Raw genomic sequence first — 23142 nt, forward strand, 5'->3', positions numbered from 1 at the left:
TTATCGGAAGGTTTTAGAAAAGCAATCGCATAAATTGAATATCTTGGAATAGGTGGGTGTCATCATCCACCTATTTTTATAATAGACTATATTTGAGTAATATTATTGAAAGGACATCGTAACAAATGCCAAAAATGTACCCCACATTAACTACAGATAGATTGGTGTTAAATCAACCTTTACTAAGCGATGCTGATGATATTGTTGAGGCACTTCAAAATGAGATTTACTATCAAAACACAATCAATATCCCGAAACCTTATACCAAAGAAAGTGCAGTGTTTTGGATCAACCTAGCTTCAGAAAATTTTAAAAATGAGGATGGATTTATTTTCGCAATCAGAGCATCAGTAAATGGAAAAATTATTGGTGGCGTAGGTTTAGGCATTGACAAGAAATTTAATAAAGCAGAATTGGGTTATTGGCTGCATCAGAATTATTGGAACAGAGGTTTTGCTACAGAAGCTGTAAAATCCGTCATCAAATTCGGTTTTGAGGAAATAAAACTGAAAAGGATATTTGCTACGCATTTCGATGTTAATATTGCCTCGGGAAAAGTGATGAAAAATGCCGGGATGAAGGAAGAAGGAATACTTAAATGTCATACGAAAAAGGATGGGCAATATCAAGACCATGTTTTGTATGCGATTATTAATGAAAATTTATAACGAAGGTGTTTACTCCATTAGAAAACCTATTCCAAACATTTAATTTACATATTGCTAACGTCGAAAAAGATTTAGAATGTGAAGAATATTGTGGTTATAATTTCCAGCTGGGCACTGCAAATATCAAATTCAGAAAAGCTAAAATCACCCCTAAAAAGATAGGACTGTTTGTAACGCTTTGGAGAAGAAATTCGCGAGGCATTACCGAGCCTTTTCATATCGATGATGATTTCGATTTTTATATAATTTATACAGAAAATGATGAGCAACGAGGTTTGTTTCTTTTTCCGAAGTCAGCTTTGAGCGAAAAACAAATCCTTACCAAAGGCAATAAAGAAGGAAAACGAGGCTTCAGAATTTATCCAAATTGGGATATTCCAGAAAATAAACAAGCTCAGAAAACACAAACTTGGCAAAAGGAGTTTTTTGTTGATTTGAACGATGACAGTGAGCTTGAAAAACTAAAATTAAAACTTCAGGTTTAACACATTTCGTTATTGCCGGTTAAATTAATCGTCATTGCGAGGTACGAAGCAATCTTACAACTCATAAAGTAGCAATTTGCTTTAAGATTGGTTTACTACGTAGCTGCTTCGCGGTCGTACCTCGCAATGACGAAAGATTAAATTACAACCCAAACCTCAAATTAGCACCAAGCGCAAACCATCTTTTTGGCAATGGTACCGCAGCCACTTCAATGTACTCTTTATCAAATAGGTTGGTTACTTCGGTATAAATGTTCCAATTAGCTTTACCATACATCAAACGGAAATCAGTAATTAAATAAGGGTTTTTGAGTTCTCTTTCAATCCACCTATTGCCTAACGTTGCTTGCCAATTGCTATAGCGGTAATTCAATCTCATCAGCGCCTGGTGCTTCAAATTCTCTACCACATATTTAGAAGTAATGTTATTGGCGTAACTCATTTCTCCTGCATGTAAGTAATTATAGCTTAAATCATACTTTAAGGCACTTCTGCTGCTAAAATTCAGCTCCTGTCCTATTGTTAAGTTTACCCCTTGTATTTTGTTATTCCCAAAGTTTTGTGGTTGATACGGCACCGCAGTCGAGTTTCTCACCCAATCAATAAAATCGGAAATGTTACGGTAAAAATATCCTCCTTGAACATAGAAACTTTGAGCTTTATATTGAAGTGAAAACTCGTATTGCCAAGCATTTTCTGACACCAAATTAGGATTACCAATATTTCCCGGACGTTGGTTTAAATACAAATCGGTGAAAGATGGAATACGCTGACTAGAACCAATATTAAAAGCCAGTTTCCATTTTGGCGCAAATAGATAAGCAGCATCTAAGCCCGGAAAAGCTTGCCAACCGTACTGCGTATTGTAATTCACATAAGTACCGATATTTAAAAGTAAATTTTTCAAAGCTTCGGTTTTGTACTCGGCATAAGCACCATGGTTGTACCTCTGTCTGTCGCCAATGTTGGTGCTCTCAATATCTTCCGAACGACTTTCTAAACCAAAACCGAAATCACCTATGGTAGAATGTAGGGTGCTATTTAATTCTGCCGACCACACTTTGGTTTGATGTAGTGACCTAGCTCGTGTTAAATCGTTACGGAAGTAGCGGTAATCGTCCCAGTTGTAACGGGCACTCACTCTTGGGCGAAGACTGAAATTATTGCTCAGTTGATGAGAAGAACCCACGGCAAACAAAGCAGTCTCTACAATTTCGAAAGCTTCTTTATCGCCTGGAGCAGCATAATAACCACTCGCCCCAAATGCATTATCGATGTAGCCGCCCATTAAATTCAGTTTGTTTTTTTCATCAAAATCGATGTTCCCTTGATAGAAAAACTTATGGTCGTAAGTGCTGCTGTTGTAACGCTGGCCATTATAATCACTCACACCAAAGCCAAACAAATGCTGGCTGTTTTTACCAGCCATATTTAAAGCTAGTTGAGTAGAAGCGCCACGGTATTTTCCGCTGCCGTCACCTACTGCTTTAGCCTCAAAAGAAGAACCAGCTTGAACATTTACATCTATAGCAGACTGTTTACTAGTTTTGGTAACGATGTTAATGGCACCCGTTAAAGCATTAATACCATAAATACGAGCTGCTGGCCCTTTTAATACTTCAATACGCTCAATAGCTGATAATGGCACTGGAATATTCATAGAATGATGCGCCGTTTGTACATCAGATATTTTTACGCCGTTCAATAAAATCAAAGTTTGCTCAAAACTTCCACCATCTATACTAATATCTGCTTGTGCGCCAAAAGGCCCACGCTGACGAACGTCTACACCCGCAATGAAACTCAAAACCTCATTAATTGATTTTACGGGCAATTGAGCAATCTGTTCTTTGGTAATTAGCTGGATATTTCTAGCCTGTTTACTAAAAGGTGTTTGCAATCTGTTTTCAGAAATGATGATTTCGTTAAGCTTGGTAGTGTCTTGCTGGGCAAAAGTTAATGCCGGGACGAATGTTAATGCGTATAAAAATTGTTTCATTGTGCTGTTGTTTAAATATTGGAAAGTTGTTTTTGCAAACTGCCAACACTTTGTGTTCTTCGTGTCTTTGTGGTTAAATTAAATTCTTCGCAAAACTCGTATCTTTCCGGAACATTCAAATAGTCCAGTTTTAAGAATATGAGTAGTCCGGTTGATATTCCCTTTTTAAGTTTCATTAGTTTAGATAGAAGTACAAAAACGCCTATCTATTTACAACTTACACAACAGCTCATTAATGCCATACAACGAGGTTATTTGGTAGCAGGAACAAAGATGCCAGGCAGCAGAACTTTAAGCGAGTTACTTGGACTACATCGTAAAACGGTTATTGCCGCATACGAAGATTTGCATCAACAAGGTTGGGTAGCAATTCATCCCAATAAAGGTGCTTACGTAATGGATAATAAAACCAAAATTGCTGAACGACCTTATGATGCATTGGTTTCTTTATCAAATTACCCAACACAAACTGGCTATACTTTTAAGCAATCGAACATCTTGGACAATCCATTTGAACAAACCAATTGTACCTATCAATTTAATGATGGCACTCCAGATATTCGTTTGACGCAAATGAGCTACCTAACCAGCTTATACAGTGCATCGATGAAAAGAAAAAGCACTGTCAAGAAAATCACTAGAAATAAAGAAGATAGTACCTATTTTAAAGAACAACTGAGTAATTACCTGAATATTTCTCGTGGTTTACACATCTCCAAAAACAATTTGCTCATTACACGTAGCACAGAGATGAGTTTGTATATCATTTCGCAACTTTTAATTGAAGCAGGTGATGTAGTAATGGTTGGAGAACTAGGTTTTTTTACTGCGAATATGACTTTCCTTAAAGCTGGCGCAAATGTTAAAACCTTGCCTGTAGATGAACAGGGAATTAACGTAGATGCTTTGGAAGATTTGTTAAAGACTATCAAAATAAGGTTGGTTTACATTACGCCACACCACCACTACCCTACTACCGTAAGTTTAAATGCAAAGCGGAGGGTGCAACTTTTACAATTGGCACAAAAGCATGGTTTCATCATTATAGAAGACGATTACGATTACGATTTTCAGTATGATAAAAGCACGATTATGCCTTTAGCCAGTGCAGATACAAATGGAATGGTGATTTACGTAGGTTCGTTTGGAAAGTCCTTAGCACCGTCTTTCAGTGCCGGTTTTGTGGTGGCTCCACAGAATTTGATTTTAGAAATGCAAAAGTATCTCGGTATCATAGACCGCCAAGGAGATGTGGTGATGGAACAGGTTTTAGGTGAAATGATAGCGGAAGGCGATTTTCATAGACATTTGAAGAAATCTTTGAAAGTTTACCTAGAGCGCAGAAATTATTGCTGTAAATTATTGATTGAGCACTTTAGAGATGAAATATCTTTCGAGGTACCCAACGGTGGATTGGCCATTTGGTTAAAATGGAACAGGCCTATTTCTTTACTACAATTAGCTAAATCTTGCCAAAAACATGATTTGTTTATCCCCAAGAACATCCTTTATCAAAATAGAAAAATTATGGCAATGCGATTAGGCTTTGGCCATTTAACTGTTGAGGAAATGGAAAGGAGTTTGGAGATAATGAGTGGTTGTTTAAACCCCTCTCTGCCTTCGGCATCTCTCCCCAAAGGATAGAGAGAAATACTTAGGAACGGGCATACTAAATCCCACAGCCTTTCATATTATCTTTTCTCTCCCTCTCAGGGAGAACCGTAGTGAAACGAAGTTCATTGATACAAAAACAACTATGAAAACATCAATAGGTGGCCAAAGGGCAGAGAGGGTTTTAACGTAGTAGCGCAAACTTTCGTTATTTAAACGGGATAGCAGCGTATCCCGATTTTTCATCGGGAGTAGCGGATAGCCCGACTAACATTGATAGCTGTAGTAAACTGCTTTTCTATTATTAAATCTAAAACCCGAAACGTTTTTTTCTCTCCCGAAATAAAAGCATCTTTGCAGAAACAAAATTTTAAAATGTCAGACGAAAAAATAATCTTTTCAATGGCTGGGGTAAGCAAAATTTACCCGCCACAAAAACAGGTTTTAAAAAATATATACCTATCGTTTTTTTACGGTGCCAAAATTGGCGTTGTAGGTTTAAACGGTTCGGGTAAATCATCATTATTAAAAATTATTGCTGGTTTAGACAAGTCTATACAAGGCGAAGTAGTATTCTCTCCAGGCTATTCTGTGGGATATTTAGCTCAAGAACCAGAATTAGACCCAGAAAAAACGGTACGAGAGGTAGTTGAAGAAGGCGTTGCCGAAATTACTGCCATACTAAAAGAATACGAAGAAATTAATGAGGCTTTTGGTTTAGAGGAAAACTATTCTGATGCCGATAAGATGGATAAATTGATGGCTCGACAAGGTGAGTTGCAAGATAAAATTGATGCATCGAACGCATGGGAATTAGACAATAAGTTAGAGCGTGCAATGGATGCTTTGCGTTGCCCAGACCCAGATACAAAAATTGCGGTATTATCGGGTGGTGAGCGCCGCCGTGTGGCGATGTGCCGCTTGTTGTTGCAATCGCCAGATGTATTGTTGTTAGATGAGCCTACCAACCACTTGGATGCAGAGAGTATCGACTGGTTAGAACAGTTCTTACAAAATTACGAAGGAACTGTAATTGCGGTTACCCACGATAGGTATTTCTTAGATAACGTTGCGGGCTGGATTTTGGAATTAGACCGTGGCGAAGGTATTCCTTGGAAGGGTAACTACTCATCATGGTTAGACCAAAAAGCGAAACGTTTAGCACAGGAAGATAAGACAGAAAGTAAACGTCAGAAAGCGTTAGAGCGTGAGTTGGAGTGGGTGCGTATGGCTCCTAAAGCTCGTCATGCGAAATCTAAAGCTCGTTTAAGCAACTACGACAAATTAGCTAGTGAAGACGGAAAAGAACGCGAAGAAAAGTTAGAATTGTTCATTCCTGCGGGACCTCGCTTGGGTAATGTGGTAATTGAAGCCAACAATATTTCAAAAGCCTACGATGGCAAATTGCTGTTCGAAAACTTGAGTTTCTCTTTACCTCCAGCGGGTATTGTGGGTATTATCGGGCCAAACGGTGCTGGTAAAACTACTTTATTCCGTTTAATTACTGGTCAGGAACAAACAGATGCTGGTGATTTTAGAGTGGGTGAAACGGTGAAATTGGGGTACGTTGACCAAATGCACAACGATTTAAATCCTGATAAGACAGTTTACGAAAACATTACCGATGGTTTAGACAATATGCTGTTGGGTAACAAGCAAGTAAATTCTAGGGCTTATGTTTCTAAATTTAACTTTAACGGTGCCGACCAACAAAAGAAAGTTGGCGTATTGTCTGGTGGTGAGCGTAACCGTGTGCACTTGGCAATTACCTTAAAAGAGGGTGCTAACGTTTTATTACTGGATGAGCCTACCAACGATATCGACGTGAATACTTTGCGTGCTTTGGAAGAAGCTTTGGAGAACTTTGGAGGTTGTGCGGTAGTGATTAGTCACGATAGATGGTTCTTGGATCGTATTTGTACGCATATTTTAGCATTCGAAGGCGATTCGCAAGTTTATTTCTTTGAAGGAAACTACTCTGATTACGAAGAAAACCGTAAAAAACGTTTAGGCGATGTGTCTCCAAAAAGAATTAGGTATAAGAAATTAGGATAAAGGGATTTTAGATTTTAGAATTACGATTTTAGATTTTAACCACCTTAGACACCTTAGTACACGTAAGACTTAGGTTCTCTTAGGTGTCTAAGGTGGTTAAAAATCGAACTTAGGATAATTTAAAAGATAGCCCCGACCTAAAATCGGGGCTATCTTATTTTATACTTTAAGAAATTGAAAATGAAGAAAGCATTATTACTTAGTTTGATGATTTGTTTCGGCTTTTTTGCTTTTGGGCAAAACACTTGGAACAATAAAAAAGCTGCAATTGTAATTACTTACGATGATGCAATTCCTCAGCACCTTAATAATGCAATTCCAGTACTTGATTCACTAAACTTAAAAGCAACCTTTTATTTAACGGCTTATACCGCTAAAAACAATATATCGGCGTGGAAAAAGGTAGCATCAAACGGTCACGAGCTTGGAAATCATACTTTATATCATCCTTGTATTGGTGATAAACCCGGAAGAGAATGGGTAAAAAAGGAATACAATCTCAATAACTACACAGTTGCACGTTTGCTTGACGAAATAAAGATGAGCAATGCTTTTTTAGAAGCTTTAGACGGCAAAAAAGAGCGAACATTCGCCTATCCTTGTGCAGATACCGTTGTCAATAACATTTCCTTTGTTAAGGATCTTAAAAAAGATTTCGTTGCGGCTCGTTTTGTTAAACACGAGATGAAACCTATTAACAAAGTCGATTTATTCGCCATAGATTGCTACGCTATAAACAAGCATACTTTTGCAGATATGAAAAAATGGGTGGATGAAGCGATCGAGACTAATTCACTTTTAGTCATTTTATTTCACGGCGTAGGTGGTGGCAATCCGATGGACGTCACATTGGAAGATCATAGGAAAATATTAAACTACATTAAAAGTAAGGAGCAAGAAGCGTGGATTGCCCCTATGTTAGATGTTGCCAAATACATCAAACAGAACAATACGAAGAATTGATCTTCAAAATGTCCTATCTTTAAAATTGACATTCCGTTCTCAAACAATAATATATCAGTATGACTGCTAAACCAGTTAAATTTGGAATAGATGTACTTTTAGAAAGCAAAAATCTAGAAGATATCACTATTGGTTTAGTGTGTAATGCTACTTCATTAAGCACTACCGGTACACATGCTAGCGTAGCGTTGCTATCAAAAGGTTTTAACGTCAAAAAATTGTTTTCACCAGAGCATGGTTTTAGTGCCAAAGGCGATGATGGCGCATTCATCAGTGATGATACAGACATTATTACTAAATTACCCATTGTAAGTTTATATGGCGAAAAGCTTGCCCCAACAGCTAATGATTTAGCCGACATAGATTTAGTTATAGTTGATTTACCAGATATAGGTGCAAGATTTTACACCTACCTATGGACCATGACCTATGTAATGGAAACCTGTGCTGCAAATGGAAAAAAGCTACTCATTTTAGACAGACCCAACCCAATAGCCAAACAATTTGAATTTGCAGAAGGTCCTATTCTTGAGGAAAATTGCAGTTCTTTCATTGGTAGGTTTCCCATCCCGATTAAACACAATTGTACTTTAGGAGAATTAGCTCGCTATTTTAAAAGTAGCCAGTATCCATCATTGCAATTAGAGATAGAAGCAATGAAAAACTGGGATCGATACGAAAATAACAATTACCCATTTTTTGCGACTTCTCCTGCCATTCAAAAAAGACATACAACTTACATTTATCCCGGTACATGCTTGTTCGAAGGCTTGAATATTAATGAAGCGAGAGGCACGGAATTTCCATTCGAACAGTTCGGCGCTCCGTGGATAGATGCATCTTTGCTAAGGGACAAGATGTTAGAAAATTCAGACGTCGCAGATTTAGAAATCATTACCTTCAAAGCTACCGTAGCTCCTTATTTAAATGACATTTGTCATGGCTTAAGGATAATTCCTAAAAACCTTCACTCCTTTAAACCTGTTGCTTATGTTATAATGCTGATTAGCTTAATGGCTAGATTATTTCCCAATCATCTAAAAGAAAGAAATTACTTAACCAACGTAAATCCTAACGGCGAAAAACATTTAGATAAACTGCTTGGCCTAAGCAATTCATTAGAGAAAATCATTACAAACAAAATAGATACTAATGTTCCAAACTGGTTAAACACAGTTAAGCCTTACTTAATTTATCCTTGAATTTTTATCGGCTTGAGAAAACTTAGCTACTGAATTACAACTTTTTAAAGTATTAGCCGTATTTTTGCATCAAATTTTAACGTATGGAACCGCTGCACTTCGACTTCAATCAAATCTTATCTACCTCGATGATTTTATTTGCGATTATTGATATTCTGGGTTCTATTCCCATTATCATTTCGCTGCGCAAAAAAGCAGGACATATCCAGTCCGAAAAAGCGACCATCGTGGCAACTGCCATCATGATTTTATTTTTATTTGGAGGAAAGGCTGTTTTGAATGTAATTGGTGTAGATGTGCAGTCTTTCGCTATTGCGGGTTCGTTAGTAATTTTCTTTATTGCCATGGAAATGGTTTTAGGCATCCACTTTTTTAGAGATGAAGCTCCTGAAACGGTTTCTATTGTGCCTCTGGCATTTCCGTTAATTGCAGGTGCTGGTTCATTAACTACGCTTTTATCTTTAAAAACAGAATATCGTACAGAAAACATATTGATAGGAGTTTTACTGAATATGGTTTTCGTTTATTTCGTACTTAAAAACACCGCTAGATTAGAAAAATTATTAGGTAAAACCGGTTTGAACGTACTGAGAAAGAGCTTTGGCGTTATCCTTTTAGCTATTGCAATTAAACTTTTTAGGACAAATACTGGATTGTAACATTAATTGCTTAAATTCATCTAAGATTTAAATAACCGAAGATGAACTTATTTGAGCAATTTACGGTATACATTGGCGCATTAGCTATCTTGTTAGAGGCAATTAGCTATTTGCGTGGGAAGTTGAAGGGGAAAAGTTGATTTTTTCATTACCAATCATAGTGCGTCATCTCGACCGTAGTGGAGAGATCTTTGAACTAGCAAAATATAGAAATTAAATAGATCAAACACCCCGGTCTTCGACCACCCCTCTGGAAGAGGGGAATATAGAGTGCAATTCCCCTCTTCCAGAGGGGTGCCCAACGGGTTGGGGTGTTTTTATAATTTAGATGAAATGCTACTCCTTAATCAACCTTGCTACAAACATGCTATCTGCTTTGTCGTTGTAGCCTTTAATCAATTCCATACTTTCCAATTTCAACGGGAATTTCTCTAACAAATAAGCCACCACATCTTCGTTTTCCTGTTTAAAAACAGAGCAAGTCATGTAAATTAAAGGTTTGCCGGGCTTTAAATACTTCACTACATTCTCAGCGATAGCTTTTTGCAACTTCACATAGTTAGCCACTTTGTACTCTTCAAAGAAATACAACATTTCAGGTGTTCGTCCCCAAGTACCAGCACCAGAGCAAGGCGCATCTAACAAAATGCCATCAAACTCGTAATGATGTAATATCTGGTCGTTGTTTTGCAAAAGATCTATGGTCTTTTTCTGGAAATCCTTAATCCCAGCAGCAATGAAACGCTCTTGCAAATTACCTAAACTAGTTTCCCTTACATCGCTGGCAAGTAATTTAACTTTTGGTTCTAGGCTATGAATGAGTAACGATTTTCCACCAGATGCCGCACAGCAATCCCACCAATAATCGTAAGGTTGCGGCTTAAAGTAATCGCCAGTTTTTTGGGAAGAAAAATCTTGCACTTGGTACAAACGAGCATCATCGATAATCTGCTCTAACTTTGTTCCGTTAGGCAATGCCAAAGTAGTATCTGTCAATTCCTGTACAGCAACACCCGCAGCTTCAATTTTAGATTTAATGGTTGGCAAATGCGTTTCTTTAACGCGAATAAATAAATCTGGCTGAACAAATAACGATAGCAGAAAAGCTTCTTTGTCAACTCCTTCTGAAAGCTCATGCTTAAATGGGAAAACATCCTTCAAATCAAAATCAGGATATTGAGATTTTACAAAAGCTACCTTATCTACCAAAGGCAAAGAAATATGCTCTGCAGCCTTAGGAAAAGTACTTTCAGTAATCAAACTTAAATCGGCGTTACAAAGAAAATCGGCTACAGCCAAACGTTCTATAGTTGACAAATTAGGCAAAGCCTTGCCTAACCTAAAGTAACTATAGAGGTACCTACTTGCCCATCTCCTATCCGAAGAGCCCATTTGCTTATTCTGTTTAAAATAGATAACCAAATGACGATGCAATGGCAACTTACCATCGTAACTTGCTAAAACCTGCTCAAACGCTCGGATATGATGGTGTACTTTCATTAAATTAAATTGTTGTATTGTAGAATTGCTTTATTGTTGGTTAAAAGTTCCTCCGTAAATCCTCAGTCATTGCAAGTTTTGCGAAGCAATCTTAAAGCGTTTTAATAAATAGATTGCTAGTCCTTCCACTTCCAATGCCAAGAACTTTTCTCTCCCTTAGGGAGAGATGCCGACGGCAGAGAGGGCTTTTAATCCACTTGCACTAATGCTGTATTTCTATACTGTAACATCATCAAGTGCTGGTTGTAATAGCCATATTCCGCATCGTAACCGAAATTAAAATCGTTATGCAAACCTTTATAATTTTCTTTTACAATAAAATCTGCATAATTCGCTCCATGCTTAGCAATCAACTTACCAAAATAATAGCCCACATCAAAACCTTTAAAAGCATATTCTGTAGGCTCAAACTCGTACTTAGTTCGATAGGCCTTCACAAAATTAATTACTTTATTATTCTTGTAATCGATATAATATGAAGAACTCAACACCGTTTGCAGGTTCTGCAACTGATCGATATTATAGGTTTGTTTTGCCCAATTGGGGTGACCGAAAACTTGAATTGGATAGCCAGCAATGTTTTTCAAACGATGTAGCTTGGTTAAGCTCGGAGCAACAAACGGAGCATCATCAGAACACACAATAACGGCATACTTTTTACCTTTTACCATCTTCGTTTCAAACACATAGGTGGATGAAAATTCCTGTACCACAAAACTTGGATGTTTCGCTGCAAATTGCTTTCTAATCGGCGCTGCGAAAGCTTCGTCAGATGATTTTTTGGTATTAATGAGCACCACAATAGTTTGATCTGCCTTGTACTGCTTAGCAATATAATCTGCAGCTTTAATTCCATGCTGCTCAATATCGTTCACTACAGAAATTAAGTACGGATTGTTAAACTCACTCGGTTTCGAAGCCGCCAAAGGAGATATCAACGGCATTTTATTAGCTTCCGAAAAGCTCGTCATATACTTAATGCCATCGGGAAATATCGGGCCTATCAGCAAATTACTGCTTTTAACAGCTTCCCGTTTAATCAAGCCAGCCAACTGACTGTTATCATCTCTACTATCAAAAACATTTACCTTAAAATTTAAGCCTTCGTTAGCGGCAGAATCAATGCCCAACATTAAGCCTTGATAGAAATCAATAGCCATATCGGCTTTGCCAATTTGTACTTTGGTAACCGTTTTTAAATTGAATTTATTCAACTGAAAAGGCACAAAAACACTGATATTACCTTGCGTAAATTTGGTAGCAGTTTTTTGTTCAACAGGTTTAGCCGGGGTTTTCACCACCGGCTTAGTTATTTTGGGCGAACAACTCGCCAACACAGCAATAAATGCTAGTATATAAAGCGTTGAAATGTTTCTAACCACATAGGCAGATAGATTTTTATGGAAAAAAAACTTCAAAAATCTACTAATCATATCTATAAAAAATACAACTATGTGTCTATGTGTTTTTAATTTATGCTTATTCCCACTCAATAGTTGCTGGCGGTTTCGAACTAATATCATACACAACTCGGTTAATCCCTCTTACTTTATTGATAATTTCATTGGATATTTTAGCGAGTACCGGATAAGGCAAATGGCACCAATCTGCAGTCATACCATCTAACGATTCTACCGCTCTCAAAGCAATTACGTTCTCATAAGTACGTTCATCGCCCATTACACCTACCGAACGCACCGGTAAAAATATCGCTCCAGCTTGCCAAATTTGGTCGTATAAACCAGCATCTTTCAAGTTTTGGATGTAAATATGATCCGCTTCCTGTAATATCGCAATCTTTTCGGCAGTTACCTCTCCAATAATTCTAATCCCTAAACCAGGACCAGGGAAAGGATGTCTACCTAAAATAAACGATTCTAAACCTAAAGTGTTTCCAACTCTGCGCACTTCATCCTTAAATAACGTCTTAAGTGGCTCAACTACTTTTAGTTTCATAAAATCTGGCAAACCACCTACGTTATGGTGCGATTTAATGGTAGCCGAAGGACCATTCACAGAAACCGACTCGATTACATCAGGATAGATCGTTCCCTGCGCTAACCACTTCACATCTTGAATTTGATGTGCTTCATCATCAAATACCTCGATAAATACACGACCAATGATTTTACGTTTCTTCTCCGGATCTTCAACCCCAGCCAATTCACCTAAAAATCTTTCTTTAGCATCAACTCCTTTAATGTTTAAGCCAAAATCTTTGTATTGCTCCAATACATTTTCGTATTCGTTTTTACGTAATAAACCGTTATCTACGAAAATACAATGTAAGTTTTTGCCAATCGCTTTGTGCAATAAAACCGCAGCAACACTACTATCTACACCGCCAGAAAGTGCTAAAACAACTTTATCATCACCTAACTGCGCTTTCAACTCGGCTATGGTAGTTTCTGCAAAAGCATCCGAAGTCCAATCTTGACTACAGCCGCAAATACCAACTAAGAAGTTGCTTAATAAAGTTTTACCATCGGTACTGTGCGTTACTTCTGGGTGAAATTGGATAGCATAAGTCTGCTCGCCTTTTACCTGATAACCAGCTACTCTAACTTCAGATGTACTTGCAATAATTTCGAAATTTTCTGGCACTTGAGTAATCGAATCACCGTGGCTCATCCATACTTGCGAATCAACTAAAATACCTTTAAACAACGGATTTTCGTTGTTCACAAAGCTCAAATTAGCTCTACCGTACTCTCTCGTTGCCGATGCTTCTACATTTCCTCCGCTTTGTTGTGCAATAAACTGCGCTCCGTAACAAACCGCCAATAATGGGTAAGCTTTAAACAAATTCAAGTCTACAAATGGCGCATTTTCTTGACGCACAGAAGATGGACTTCCCGAAAGGATAACTCCTTTTACTGTTGAATCTAATTCTGGAATGTTGTTAAATGGATGAATTTCGCAGTACACATTTAATTCGCGAACACGACGTGCAATAAGCTGTGTAAATTGCGAACCAAAATCGAGGATAATGATTTTTTCTAGCATGCGCAAAGGTAAGGAAATTTACGATTTTAGAAGTACGATTTTAGATTTGATTACTGATTAATTTATGAAGAGCAATTTTAGTGCTTTTCGGCTGCGAAAGCCCTGCTATCCGCTTTATCCCGATATCCTTCGTCAAACTCAGGATGACATCGGGATGCTCGCTCCTATCAGGTCTATTTAACTCAAAACATTGCTTAAATCAAACGCAGATGTAACTCATGCCGTCATTGCGAGGAACGAAGCAATCTTAATGCGATAGTTTTTTCCTTAACGCACTTGTGAGATTGCTTCGTACCTCGCAATGACGAACTTTTTAATTTTTCATCTGATAGTTAATAAAACATAAAAACTAAAATGAACTAAGGTGGCTTAGGTGGTAAACAAACCTAATTGCCACTCAACAACGTAGTCTTCACCCCAAATCTATTCAAGAAATCTACACCTTCATCGCTAGCTAAACCTTTATAAGCGGCATAAGAATCACGATAGAAAACTTCTCTAATTCCAGATGATAAAATTAACCTGGCGCAAGCAATACAAGGAGACAAGGTAGTATATAACGTAGATCCTTCTATTTTAGAGCCGTTTTTTACAGCATACAGAATGGCATTTTCTTCTGCATGTAAGGCTAAAGAACAGCTACCTTTGCTATCTCTAGCACAACCAGTTTCTGGCCATTCTTCATCACAATTATGCGTTTCTGGCGGTGGACCATTGTAACCAATGGAAATAATTCGGGTATCTTTTGTTAGCACTGCACCTACATGAGCTCTCACACAATGCGAACGACTGGCAAGATCAGATGCCAAGTTCATATAAATTTCATTAAAAGATTTTTTTGCCATGTAGATTGAATAAAAAAGCCCTCCGAGAAATCGAAGAGCTTTCAAAATTAATGTTTTTATTGTGTTCGAAAAATATCTATTTCCGATTTAACTTTTTGCACCAGCTTTATGCCCTTTTGTGGCGAAGTAAATAATGTATAAATAGCCTGGTAACATTGCATACAAGAATGCGTGCTGAAAGTCGATATGCAATTTATCTTTCATAAAGCCGTAAACCAATGGCCAAATTGCACCACCGGCAATACCCATAATCATAATAGCAGAGCCTGTTTTGGTAAATTTACCCAAGCCTTTAATACCTAGTGGAAAAATAGCAGGCCACATCAACGAGTTTGCCAAACCTAATAAAGCCACAAACCAAAAAGAAATAACGCCAGAAGTAAACACCGACAATACGGTAAATAAAATACCAACTATGGTACAAACCATCAATGCCTTTTGCTGGCTTATGAATTTAGGAATAGTGGTCATCCCTATTAAATAGCCCACCAACATAAAACCTAAAGTAAAGGCAGTAGCATTATCTCTAAAAACCTGAGGAACGGTACCTAACTCTCTAGCATAAGTACCAATAATATCACCCGCCATTACTTCTACGGCAACACAAAAGAAAATAGCCAAAGAACCTAAGAAAAGATGAGGGTAATTGAAAATTGTTTTACGGGAAGTACTTGCTCCTGTCTCAGAAACCTCTTCTTCATCCACATTAACTTCTGGAAGCTTAACAAACTTAAGCAGTAATGCAAAAACACCTAGAAATACCGCTAATGCGATGTATGGTGTATGCAATTGATCTAGAAGCTCGTTTAATATCGACTGCTTTTCTGCTTCGGTAGCGGCACTCGCCAATCTGGCTTCTGCTGCGTTAGCACCTTTTAATAACAATGCACCTAAAACTATAGGAGCAATAATACCTGCAGTTTTATTACAAAAACCAGCTATAGAAATACGTTGAGCAGCACTATCTATTGGACCTATGATACTTAAATACGGGTTTACAGCAGTTTGCAACAAAGCCATACCAGAGCCTTGCACAAATATGGCAGTTAAAAACAAAATGTAGCTACTTTGTTCGGCCGCTGGAATAAATAACAACGAACCTAAACCTAGAACAACAACGCTTGCTACTAAACCGTTATGAAAACCAATTTTCTTCAATATCCAAGAGCTTGGAATAGCCAAGAAAAAATAAGCAATATAAGAGGCAAAGGTTACTAAGAATGCTTGCAAGTCAGTTTCGAGATCAAATGCTTTTTTAGCAAACGGAATAAGCGAGCCATTAGCCCAGGTAACAAAACCTAAAATAAAAAAGAAGGCACAACAAATTATCATTGGCAGTAATGCCGTTCTGTTTTGGTTTGGAATAGAAGTCATTGTTAGTTTGGTTTTAAATTTTCACCTAACTTAAACAAAACTGCTAGCATTTTAAATATTTTTAAAAATTTAAAACGCCGCAAACGTTTGATTAGCCAACAAAAAAAGAGCTCTGACTATTAAAATCAGAGCTCTATTCATTGTGCTTTAAAATATTATTAGTGTCCGCCCGAAACTTTTTTATCGAAGCTGATACCTTGAGCTTTTAATACAGAACTAGCCTTTAGTGCATAGAATACTAAGTATGCAAAACAAAGCACGCCCACAACATAGCTATATTGTATTCCTGTGTACTCAGAAACATAGCCCTGCAAATAACTAATAAATCCGCCACCCATAATCATCATAATTAAAAAGCTACTGCCCTGACTAGTATTTTTGCCTAAACCACTAACCGCTAAAGTAAAAATACACGGCCATAAAGTACTACAGAATAAACCTACACTAGTAAATGCATAAACACTTACCATTCCAGACGTAGACATGCCAGTAACTAATGCCAAAATACCTATTAACGAGAAAATCATCAGCATTCTAGCCGGATTACCTTTACTTAAAACGTCTGCTATGATTAACACCAAAATAATCAATCCGTAAACATAAAATGGAGCTAAGTCGTGCTTTGCAATAGCATTAACTAATAAGAAAACGCCAAAAGCTAAATACGGCGCTACAAATCTCAGTACTTTTTGCAGGCTGATTTTATCTGTAAATGCTTCAACTGCACCCGTCCATCTACCAATCATCATGCTTGCCCAATAAAGTGAAATATACGGTGCGATATCCTTCGTTGCGAAACCCAATTTGTGGCTCATGTAATCAGGTAAGTTACTCGCTGTAGATACTTCCACACCTACATAAACGAAAATAGCGATCATTCCTAAAACCAATTGAGGATATTTTAACGCAGATGTTCTACCACCAACTTCTTCTACATCAGCTTCGGCTAAAGCTGGTTTATCAGGCAAAGCCGAAAATTTTAAGAAGATAGCTACCGCTAAAAACGCAGCGCCGAGAATTAAATAAGGAATTTTAACACTTTCAATATCAAGCGTTGTGCTTTCGCTTGTAGCTGTACCAAAAATTGCAAAACTTACAATTAACGGTCCAATGGTTGTACCGAAATTATTGATACCGCCAGCCATTGTTAAACGTTGAGAACCCGTTTTTACCGGACCTAACGCAATAGCCAATGGGTTTGCTACCGTTTGCTGCAGAGAGAAACCTAAAGCTACTGTAAATAAACCAGCAAGCATTAAAGGAAATGAGCCCAAGTTTGCTGCCGGATAAAACAACAAAGTACCTATTGCTGAAATAGCTAAACCTAACGCTAAACTGTTTTTATAGCCAATTTTGTTAATTAAATCAGTTTTCATTAACGCTGAGATACCGATATAGATTAAAGAACCAACGGTGTAGGCAATATAAAATGCCAAAGAAACCAACTGGCTCTCGCTTTGAGATAGATGAAATGCTTCTTTAAATACAGGGATGAGAATGTCGTTACTTGCTGCTACGAAGCCCCAAAAGAAAAACACAGTTACTAAAGGGATAAACTGCGCCCAGTTGGTCTTTACATTTTGTTCCATATTTGGTTAAATATTTAAGGTTTGAAAATTTTGACTAACATAGGAATTTTTTACGAAAAATATAGTGTACAAAATACACTTTGATGCAAGCAGCACTACCAATAGTTTTAGCAAACTTTAGAAATCTAGATTTGTAAAAACTGAATAAAAATTGAGGTTTTAAAGCTGAAAATCGCATATTAGCAGAAATTACGAAAGCAAACATGTTTGAAGCAGTCATTTTGGGTATTGGTGCGGGATTGATTTCATCGTTTTTAACAGGTCCGGTTTTCTTCGCTATGATTAAAACCAGTATAGAAAGAGGTTTTAAAGCAGGCTTTTCTTTAGCCTCTGGCGTAATTGTTAGCGACCTTATTTTAATCACCATTGTACTTTTTGGTTCACATTTTTTTGAGTATAAAAGTGAGTTTGATAAATACGTAGGTATTATTGGCGGTATTTTTATTGTTGGTGTAGGTATGTACTACCTCCTATCAAATGTAAAAATTAACTACTCAGAAGGCGATCACATCAAAGTGAGTAAACGTGGTTATGTGCTCAAAGGCTTTTTAATGTGTATCCTTACGCCCTCTACGTTAATGTTTTGGGTGGTGGTTAGTGGTATTATCTCTGTAAAACTAGCTTCGCTGCCAGAAAAAATCTTCTGTTTCCTTATTGCTATGGCTACACAGTTGGCTATTGATGCTTTGAAAACCTTTTATGCCAGCAAACTCCGCTATCGGATCAAAGAGAATACCCTAAAAAAACTGAACAAAATTGCCGGAGTTGTCATCATCGGCTTTGCTATTTGGCTCATTGTAAAAACTTATTTCCAGTTTTACCAATAAAACAAGTCCTACATTGCATTGTTAATTTATAACAAATTATGTTGTTATGGAACCTTTTGAAATTAACTTAGTAGGGCAAACGTTAACTATCCAACCACGTTTAGATGGCGCTTATGATATTTTTGAAGGCAGCAAATTAATTGGCACTGTTATTTCCGTTGCGGTTAATGAACAAACCAACTGGACTTCGGAAGAGTTAGGAAATGATTATGCTAAACAGATTGGGGAGTTGATTGATGAGTATAAGCTTTAGTTTAGTTGCTAAAATGTCGTCATTTCTACATCAACTTCTTTTTCACTTTCCCTTTAAAATTAGCCGACTTCACCACTTCTCCATCATCAGTTACCATTACACAACTATAATCAGGAAACTTTTTGATCAATTCCAAGCCCTTTGTTTTTCCCAACACCATAATAGATGTACTGAAACCATTGCACAGCTCTGCATTTTCGCCAATTACAGTAACGCTAATTAAACCTGTTGCTGGGTAGCCAGTAACCGGATTGATGATATGTGCGTATCGTTTTCCATCAAATTCTACATATTTTTCATAGCTGCCAGATGTTGTAACCGCTTGTCGTTTTAATGGAATTACAGCAAGGTACTTTTCTTCATCAAACGGATTTGCAACACCTACATTCCAAGCTTTGCCGTTGGGTTTTGTGCCCCATGTAGTCATGTCGCCAGCCGCATTTACAATACCTGCTTTAATGCCTTTTTGTTCCATCAGTTCTCTTCCCTTATCCGCAGCATAACCTTTTCCGGTTGCACCAAAGCCAATCTTCATTCCTACTTTTTTCAGGAAAATGGTTGAATTTACGCTATCTAATTCGATGTTTTGATAACCAACTTTCGCTACCGAATTTTTAATTTCTTCAGGTGTAGGCATTTCCTTCATCGAACCATCAAACTGCCAAATTTTATCCATTGCAGCATAGCTGATATCGAACGCACCATCCGTAATTTTAGAAAGATAAATTGCTCTTTTAGTGAGATCGAACACTTCCTTATCTACTTTAATTGGTTTAATTCCGGCATTACGGTTTACATCCGAGATTTGAGAGCTAGGTTTCCAATCGGATATTAATTCCTCTATCCTACTTATTTCTGCTATAACTTCGTCAATGTGTTTTTCCGCTTGTGCTTCATTAGCGGCTACAATAGTAATATCAAAGCGGCTGCCCATTAAGGTTACTGGGCGTTGGCACTGGATTTGGGCGTTCGATTGACCGTTATAAACAAAAAAAAACGTTAAAAGCATGAGAGATTGCTTCGTCATTCTTCTCCGAAGAATCGGAGCAAGTTCTCGCACTGACGAACAAAAGACCGTCATTGCGAGTTTACGAAGCAAGCTTAAAGCGCTATATAAGTTTGAATTTATCATGTTCTTTTAACCCTCTCTGGCTACGCCATCTCTCCCTAAAAGGGAGAGAGAAGCGAAATGCCTAATAAACTTTGCTATTCTCTCCCTTTTAGGGAAAGATCCTCATTTATCCTATCGTATGGACACATCTCGATCCTCCCCCTTGAATCCCCCCTCCAAAGGGGGACACATCATGCTTAAGCAATTTGCCTATCCCCCTCTTCGAGGGGGCAGGGGGAGGAAATCTGCTATTTTCAATAAATGTTGTCCACACGATAGGATTTATCGGGAGAGAGGGAATTTAATAACAATCTGTCAATAACTGTCCTTTTTCTTTATAAAACGAAAGTGCATTGCCATTTATTTCCAAACAAACTTCGTGCAGTACTTTTTCTACATCTTGCTGCATCAACAACGAGCCGCAAATCATTATTAAGCCACCATCTTTTAATAATTGTGCTAAATGTTGGGCATCATTACGGATTAGATCCATCACATAACAATGATTTTGCTCACGCGAAAAAGCAATCTGATAACTCTTAAGTCTATGTTTTTTAATCTGCTGATCTAAAAACGATTTGTGCTGTTTTACAATTGCAGTTTCTTTACGGAAACCGATGTATAAGCGATTATCTGCATTTTTAGCACTTTGCGAAATCATTCCTAAAAATGGTGCAATGCCTGTTCCATTACCAATCATGGCGATAGCTTTATTTTTTGGTCTATGGAAAGAAGCGTTCGTAACCATACGGGCTTTGAATACGTCGCCAACCTTTAGGTTATTCAAGTAACCAGAACCCAAACCTGGCTGATGAAGTTTCACGACCAACTGCACATTTCCATTACAACGAGCTACCGAATACAAGCGTTCCCTGTTATCATCTGCTGGATAAATGGCCAATAAATCTCCCGATGTAAATTTGGTTCTGGCAGGAATGCGGATAGTAAGCATGAAAGTTTGCTCATTCTCATTAACTTCAGTTCTTTCTAAAACCATCATTTTCTGCAAACCTTTCGGCTTTTTAGCGTATAAGGCTGGTGTTGTTGCCAATTCTATATCAGTTTCCTCGCTCCAAGCTTTAACCCAGTTCACAAATTGTACGGCAGATTTATCATCGACAGTATGTAATGCGGTAAGTTGATTTGCCCAAGTTTGAACGGATAATTTTTGGTCTATCTGTTTAGCAAACTCACAAAAATCTGGATAAGCATGAGAACCAAAACCAATTACAGAGAAACTAAGCTTGTGTTTTTGTGGATATTTGTCGATCAATTGTAGAAACTTGCTGCCGTTAGAAGGCGGATCTCCCAAACCGTACGTTGATGCAAAAACCAGCAAGTGTTTTGCATTGGGATAAACCTCATATTGATTTAACTGCGCTAAATATGAAACTTTACCTTGCGCATTTAACTGCTCGTGTATTGCATTAGCAAAACGAAGCGTACTTCCATTTTCAGAGCCTACCAATAAAATAAACTCGGCGTCTTTTCCTTTGTGCTTATTCTTGATTTTGGTTGCTCTGCGTTTAAGGGTAATTGCAAATCCAGAATATATGAAGAACAAGATATTTAAGCAGGCAATGCCTAAAATAATTGCCCATATGATATTGGTACGACCAGTATGTAGGTCTAAGCTCAGATGTTCTAAAAGTAAGGTTGTTGGATATTTAATTTCACTTTCTATCTTCCCTGTAAATTGATTAACGATCAACTCTCTGTTGTTCAACTTCAGGTTATAGTACTCTTCCGGATCATCAGCAAATGGAAATTCGATCTTCTTTACCTCTGACAGTTTAGTATTTTTGAAAAGTTCGAAATCTGCAATATTAGCTTGCGCAGGAATTTCCTCTAGCGCTACAATTTCTTTATGTTCAGTATTTTGCTGTGGAAATAACTGGAACCTTGCCATAGAAAGGTAAGTTCCAGTAAGTGCGATAATCAGCACTGGAATTAGTATTATTCTGCCAGTAATAATATGGTAATACTGTGCGAAATATTCTCTAATTACTTTGGTAAAAAACCTGCGCATTCCACGCTGCCGCTGGATAACCAAAGCTAAGCCAGAAATCGCGATAAGCACCAATAGAAAGGAGATTACACCTATAATTGCTCGTCCTGTTTCTTTTAAAAACAGCGAACGGTGCAAGGCGATATTCCAAGTTACAAATTCGCTTTTTTCAACAGGCTTCCCTAAAACTTTACCGCTCGTAGGATCAATGTAGTTATCGATCTCATTGCCTTCATCATCAAAACCTTTTAAGCGAACAAAACCATTATGGTCAACATCAATTTCGCTGATTTCGGAGAAACTTTTCTTTAAAACCGGCACCGTTTGCGCCAAGGTAATTTCTTCAAAATTAGCAACTTTATAAGGCGGCATCTTCTCTTGCACTGCGTCTATAGCAAGTATGGCACCGGTAACCGATGCCATAACTAGAAAAAGCGATGAAATTAATGCCAGTGCCAAATGGGCATAACGCCAAATGGATAGGGTCATCTTATTTTTTTACGGTTGTACTTTACTAAATCTAATGTATTTGATATAACCTTTACCATCGGCTTTGCCAGCAAGCGCTTCGGTAGTTAATGGAATTTCAACATCGGCCATGTGATATTTCTGAGCTTCTACAGCACTTTCGAAACGCAGTTTATAGCCTTTATTTACTACAGCATCATCTATATCTATGGTAATTAATGCTCTATCGCCACCGCCAACAGATGCACTTGTTTTACCGTCTATCTTTTTGTTTTTATTGAAGAATTTAAACCACTCCTTAAAACCATTATACCACTTCTTTTCATCGCCCATCATATAAACAGTTTTCTCGTAATCTCCTTTTGGGTTCATTAAAGATACCACAATATAAGCCTCTTCACCTGTATAGGCAATCATTTGCACCATACATTTATATTTAGAAGTTTGCGCTTGCGTTTGCAAACCAACCGTTAGTAGTAAGCCTAGCGCACAAATCTTTAGAAAGTTTTTCATATATAT

General features: G+C 37.6%; 19 protein-coding genes. 9 read left to right on the top strand and 10 right to left on the bottom strand.

What is annotated here, in order from left to right:
• Window positions 1-134 precede the first annotated feature (134 nt).
• Both REI64_RS04695 and REI64_RS04700 read left to right on the top strand, forming a co-directional pair.
• Window positions 135-668, top strand: a complete 534-nt coding sequence (locus REI64_RS04695; protein WP_308848947.1) for a GNAT family protein — start codon at window positions 135-137, stop codon at window positions 666-668.
• Between the two features lie 5 nt (window positions 669-673).
• A complete protein-coding gene (locus REI64_RS04700) occupies window positions 674-1153 on the top strand; it encodes a MepB family protein (protein ID WP_308848948.1) in 480 nt (159 codons plus the stop codon).
• 142 nt (window positions 1154-1295) lie between these two features.
• Here the strand turns inward: REI64_RS04700 and REI64_RS04705 are convergent, their stop codons facing one another.
• Window positions 1296-3152 (bottom strand): TonB-dependent receptor domain-containing protein, encoded by a 1857-nt coding sequence (locus REI64_RS04705; protein ID WP_308848949.1) that lies wholly within the window; start codon window positions 3150-3152, stop codon window positions 1296-1298.
• Window positions 3153-3290: 138 nt separating this feature from the next.
• Here REI64_RS04705 and REI64_RS04710 point away from each other — a divergent pair, with 138 nt between their 5' ends.
• From REI64_RS04710 to REI64_RS04730, 5 genes are all read left to right on the top strand, one after another.
• Window positions 3291-4796: a PLP-dependent aminotransferase family protein gene (locus REI64_RS04710; protein WP_308848950.1), complete on the top strand. Its 1506-nt coding sequence runs from the start codon at window positions 3291-3293 to the stop codon at window positions 4794-4796.
• Between the two features lie 342 nt (window positions 4797-5138).
• Window positions 5139-6818, top strand: a complete 1680-nt coding sequence (gene ettA, locus REI64_RS04715) for an energy-dependent translational throttle protein EttA (protein WP_308848951.1) — start codon at window positions 5139-5141, stop codon at window positions 6816-6818.
• 180 nt (window positions 6819-6998) lie between these two features.
• Entirely contained in the window at window positions 6999-7781 is a 783-nt protein-coding gene (locus tag REI64_RS04720; RefSeq protein ID WP_308848952.1) for a polysaccharide deacetylase family protein, read from the top strand.
• A gap of 59 nt (window positions 7782-7840) precedes the next feature.
• Window positions 7841-8983 carry a DUF1343 domain-containing protein gene (locus tag REI64_RS04725; RefSeq protein WP_308848953.1) on the top strand — a complete coding sequence of 381 codons (1143 nt, stop codon included), beginning with the start codon at window positions 7841-7843 and terminating at the stop codon, window positions 8981-8983.
• 83 nt (window positions 8984-9066) lie between these two features.
• Complete coding sequence (locus tag REI64_RS04730) at window positions 9067-9642, top strand: MarC family protein (protein WP_375141991.1); 576 nt, start codon at window positions 9067-9069, stop codon at window positions 9640-9642.
• A 336-nt stretch (window positions 9643-9978) separates the two neighbouring features.
• Here the strand turns inward: REI64_RS04730 and REI64_RS04735 are convergent, their stop codons facing one another.
• The 6 genes from REI64_RS04735 to REI64_RS04760 form a co-directional block, all read right to left on the bottom strand.
• The gene (locus REI64_RS04735) at window positions 9979-11142 is read right to left on the bottom strand and encodes an RsmB/NOP family class I SAM-dependent RNA methyltransferase (protein WP_308848954.1); all 1164 of its coding nucleotides are present in this window, start codon (window positions 11140-11142) and stop codon (window positions 9979-9981) included.
• A 188-nt stretch (window positions 11143-11330) separates the two neighbouring features.
• Window positions 11331-12575, bottom strand: a complete 1245-nt coding sequence (locus REI64_RS04740) for an ABC transporter substrate-binding protein (protein ID WP_308848955.1) — start codon at window positions 12573-12575, stop codon at window positions 11331-11333.
• A gap of 46 nt (window positions 12576-12621) precedes the next feature.
• Window positions 12622-14148: a glutamine-hydrolyzing GMP synthase gene (gene guaA / locus REI64_RS04745; protein WP_308848956.1), complete on the bottom strand. Its 1527-nt coding sequence runs from the start codon at window positions 14146-14148 to the stop codon at window positions 12622-12624.
• Window positions 14149-14534: 386 nt separating this feature from the next.
• A complete protein-coding gene (locus tag REI64_RS04750) occupies window positions 14535-14993 on the bottom strand; it encodes a dCMP deaminase family protein (RefSeq protein ID WP_308848957.1) in 459 nt (152 codons plus the stop codon).
• A gap of 87 nt (window positions 14994-15080) precedes the next feature.
• Entirely contained in the window at window positions 15081-16367 is a 1287-nt protein-coding gene (locus REI64_RS04755; RefSeq protein WP_308848958.1) for a sugar MFS transporter, read from the bottom strand.
• A gap of 158 nt (window positions 16368-16525) precedes the next feature.
• Window positions 16526-17956, bottom strand: a complete 1431-nt coding sequence (locus REI64_RS04760) for an MFS transporter (RefSeq protein WP_308848959.1) — start codon at window positions 17954-17956, stop codon at window positions 16526-16528.
• Window positions 17957-18159: 203 nt separating this feature from the next.
• Here REI64_RS04760 and REI64_RS04765 point away from each other — a divergent pair, with 203 nt between their 5' ends.
• Both REI64_RS04765 and REI64_RS04770 read left to right on the top strand, forming a co-directional pair.
• Complete coding sequence (locus REI64_RS04765; RefSeq protein ID WP_308848960.1) at window positions 18160-18783, top strand: LysE family transporter; 624 nt, start codon at window positions 18160-18162, stop codon at window positions 18781-18783.
• A 46-nt stretch (window positions 18784-18829) separates the two neighbouring features.
• On the top strand, window positions 18830-19036 hold the full coding sequence (locus tag REI64_RS04770; RefSeq protein WP_308848961.1) for a hypothetical protein: 207 nt from the start codon (window positions 18830-18832) through the stop codon (window positions 19034-19036).
• A 25-nt stretch (window positions 19037-19061) separates the two neighbouring features.
• Here the strand turns inward: REI64_RS04770 and REI64_RS04775 are convergent, their stop codons facing one another.
• From REI64_RS04775 to REI64_RS04785, 3 genes are all read right to left on the bottom strand, one after another.
• Entirely contained in the window at window positions 19062-20045 is a 984-nt protein-coding gene (locus REI64_RS04775; protein WP_308848962.1) for an FAD:protein FMN transferase, read from the bottom strand.
• Between the two features lie 403 nt (window positions 20046-20448).
• A complete protein-coding gene (locus REI64_RS04780; protein WP_308848963.1) occupies window positions 20449-22644 on the bottom strand; it encodes a PepSY domain-containing protein in 2196 nt (731 codons plus the stop codon).
• Window positions 22645-22653: 9 nt separating this feature from the next.
• Window positions 22654-23136, bottom strand: coding sequence for a DUF2271 domain-containing protein (locus REI64_RS04785; RefSeq protein WP_308848964.1), 483 nt, complete (start codon window positions 23134-23136; stop codon window positions 22654-22656).
• Between the last annotated feature and the right edge of the window lie 6 nt (window positions 23137-23142).

The sequence above is a fragment of the Pedobacter sp. genome, assembly GCF_031119335.1.
GTDB lineage: Bacteria > Bacteroidota > Bacteroidia > Sphingobacteriales > Sphingobacteriaceae > Pedobacter.

Excerpts from the sequence above, each read along its gene's own strand:
- ettA (WP_308848951.1), top strand. The coding sequence starts at position 5,139 with ATGTCAGACGAAAAAATAATCTTTTCAATGGCTGGGGTAAGCAAAATT.
- REI64_RS04780 (WP_308848963.1), bottom strand. The coding sequence starts at position 22,644 with ATGACCCTATCCATTTGGCGTTATGCCCATTTGGCACTGGCATTAATT.
- REI64_RS04720 (WP_308848952.1), top strand. The coding sequence starts at position 6,999 with ATGAAGAAAGCATTATTACTTAGTTTGATGATTTGTTTCGGCTTTTTT.
- REI64_RS04770 (WP_308848961.1), top strand. The coding sequence starts at position 18,830 with ATGGAACCTTTTGAAATTAACTTAGTAGGGCAAACGTTAACTATCCAA.
- REI64_RS04755 (WP_308848958.1), bottom strand. The coding sequence starts at position 16,367 with ATGACTTCTATTCCAAACCAAAACAGAACGGCATTACTGCCAATGATA.
- REI64_RS04760 (WP_308848959.1), bottom strand. The coding sequence starts at position 17,956 with ATGGAACAAAATGTAAAGACCAACTGGGCGCAGTTTATCCCTTTAGTA.
- REI64_RS04765 (WP_308848960.1), top strand. The coding sequence starts at position 18,160 with ATGTTTGAAGCAGTCATTTTGGGTATTGGTGCGGGATTGATTTCATCG.
- REI64_RS04750 (WP_308848957.1), bottom strand. The coding sequence starts at position 14,993 with ATGGCAAAAAAATCTTTTAATGAAATTTATATGAACTTGGCATCTGAT.
- REI64_RS04710 (WP_308848950.1), top strand. The coding sequence starts at position 3,291 with ATGAGTAGTCCGGTTGATATTCCCTTTTTAAGTTTCATTAGTTTAGAT.
- REI64_RS04775 (WP_308848962.1), bottom strand. The coding sequence starts at position 20,045 with ATGCTTTTAACGTTTTTTTTTGTTTATAACGGTCAATCGAACGCCCAA.
- REI64_RS04730 (WP_375141991.1), top strand. The coding sequence starts at position 9,067 with ATGGAACCGCTGCACTTCGACTTCAATCAAATCTTATCTACCTCGATG.
- REI64_RS04785 (WP_308848964.1), bottom strand. The coding sequence starts at position 23,136 with ATGAAAAACTTTCTAAAGATTTGTGCGCTAGGCTTACTACTAACGGTT.
- REI64_RS04725 (WP_308848953.1), top strand. The coding sequence starts at position 7,841 with ATGACTGCTAAACCAGTTAAATTTGGAATAGATGTACTTTTAGAAAGC.
- REI64_RS04705 (WP_308848949.1), bottom strand. The coding sequence starts at position 3,152 with ATGAAACAATTTTTATACGCATTAACATTCGTCCCGGCATTAACTTTT.
- REI64_RS04740 (WP_308848955.1), bottom strand. The coding sequence starts at position 12,575 with ATGATTAGTAGATTTTTGAAGTTTTTTTTCCATAAAAATCTATCTGCC.
- REI64_RS04735 (WP_308848954.1), bottom strand. The coding sequence starts at position 11,142 with ATGAAAGTACACCATCATATCCGAGCGTTTGAGCAGGTTTTAGCAAGT.
- guaA (WP_308848956.1), bottom strand. The coding sequence starts at position 14,148 with ATGCTAGAAAAAATCATTATCCTCGATTTTGGTTCGCAATTTACACAG.
- REI64_RS04695 (WP_308848947.1), top strand. The coding sequence starts at position 135 with ATGTACCCCACATTAACTACAGATAGATTGGTGTTAAATCAACCTTTA.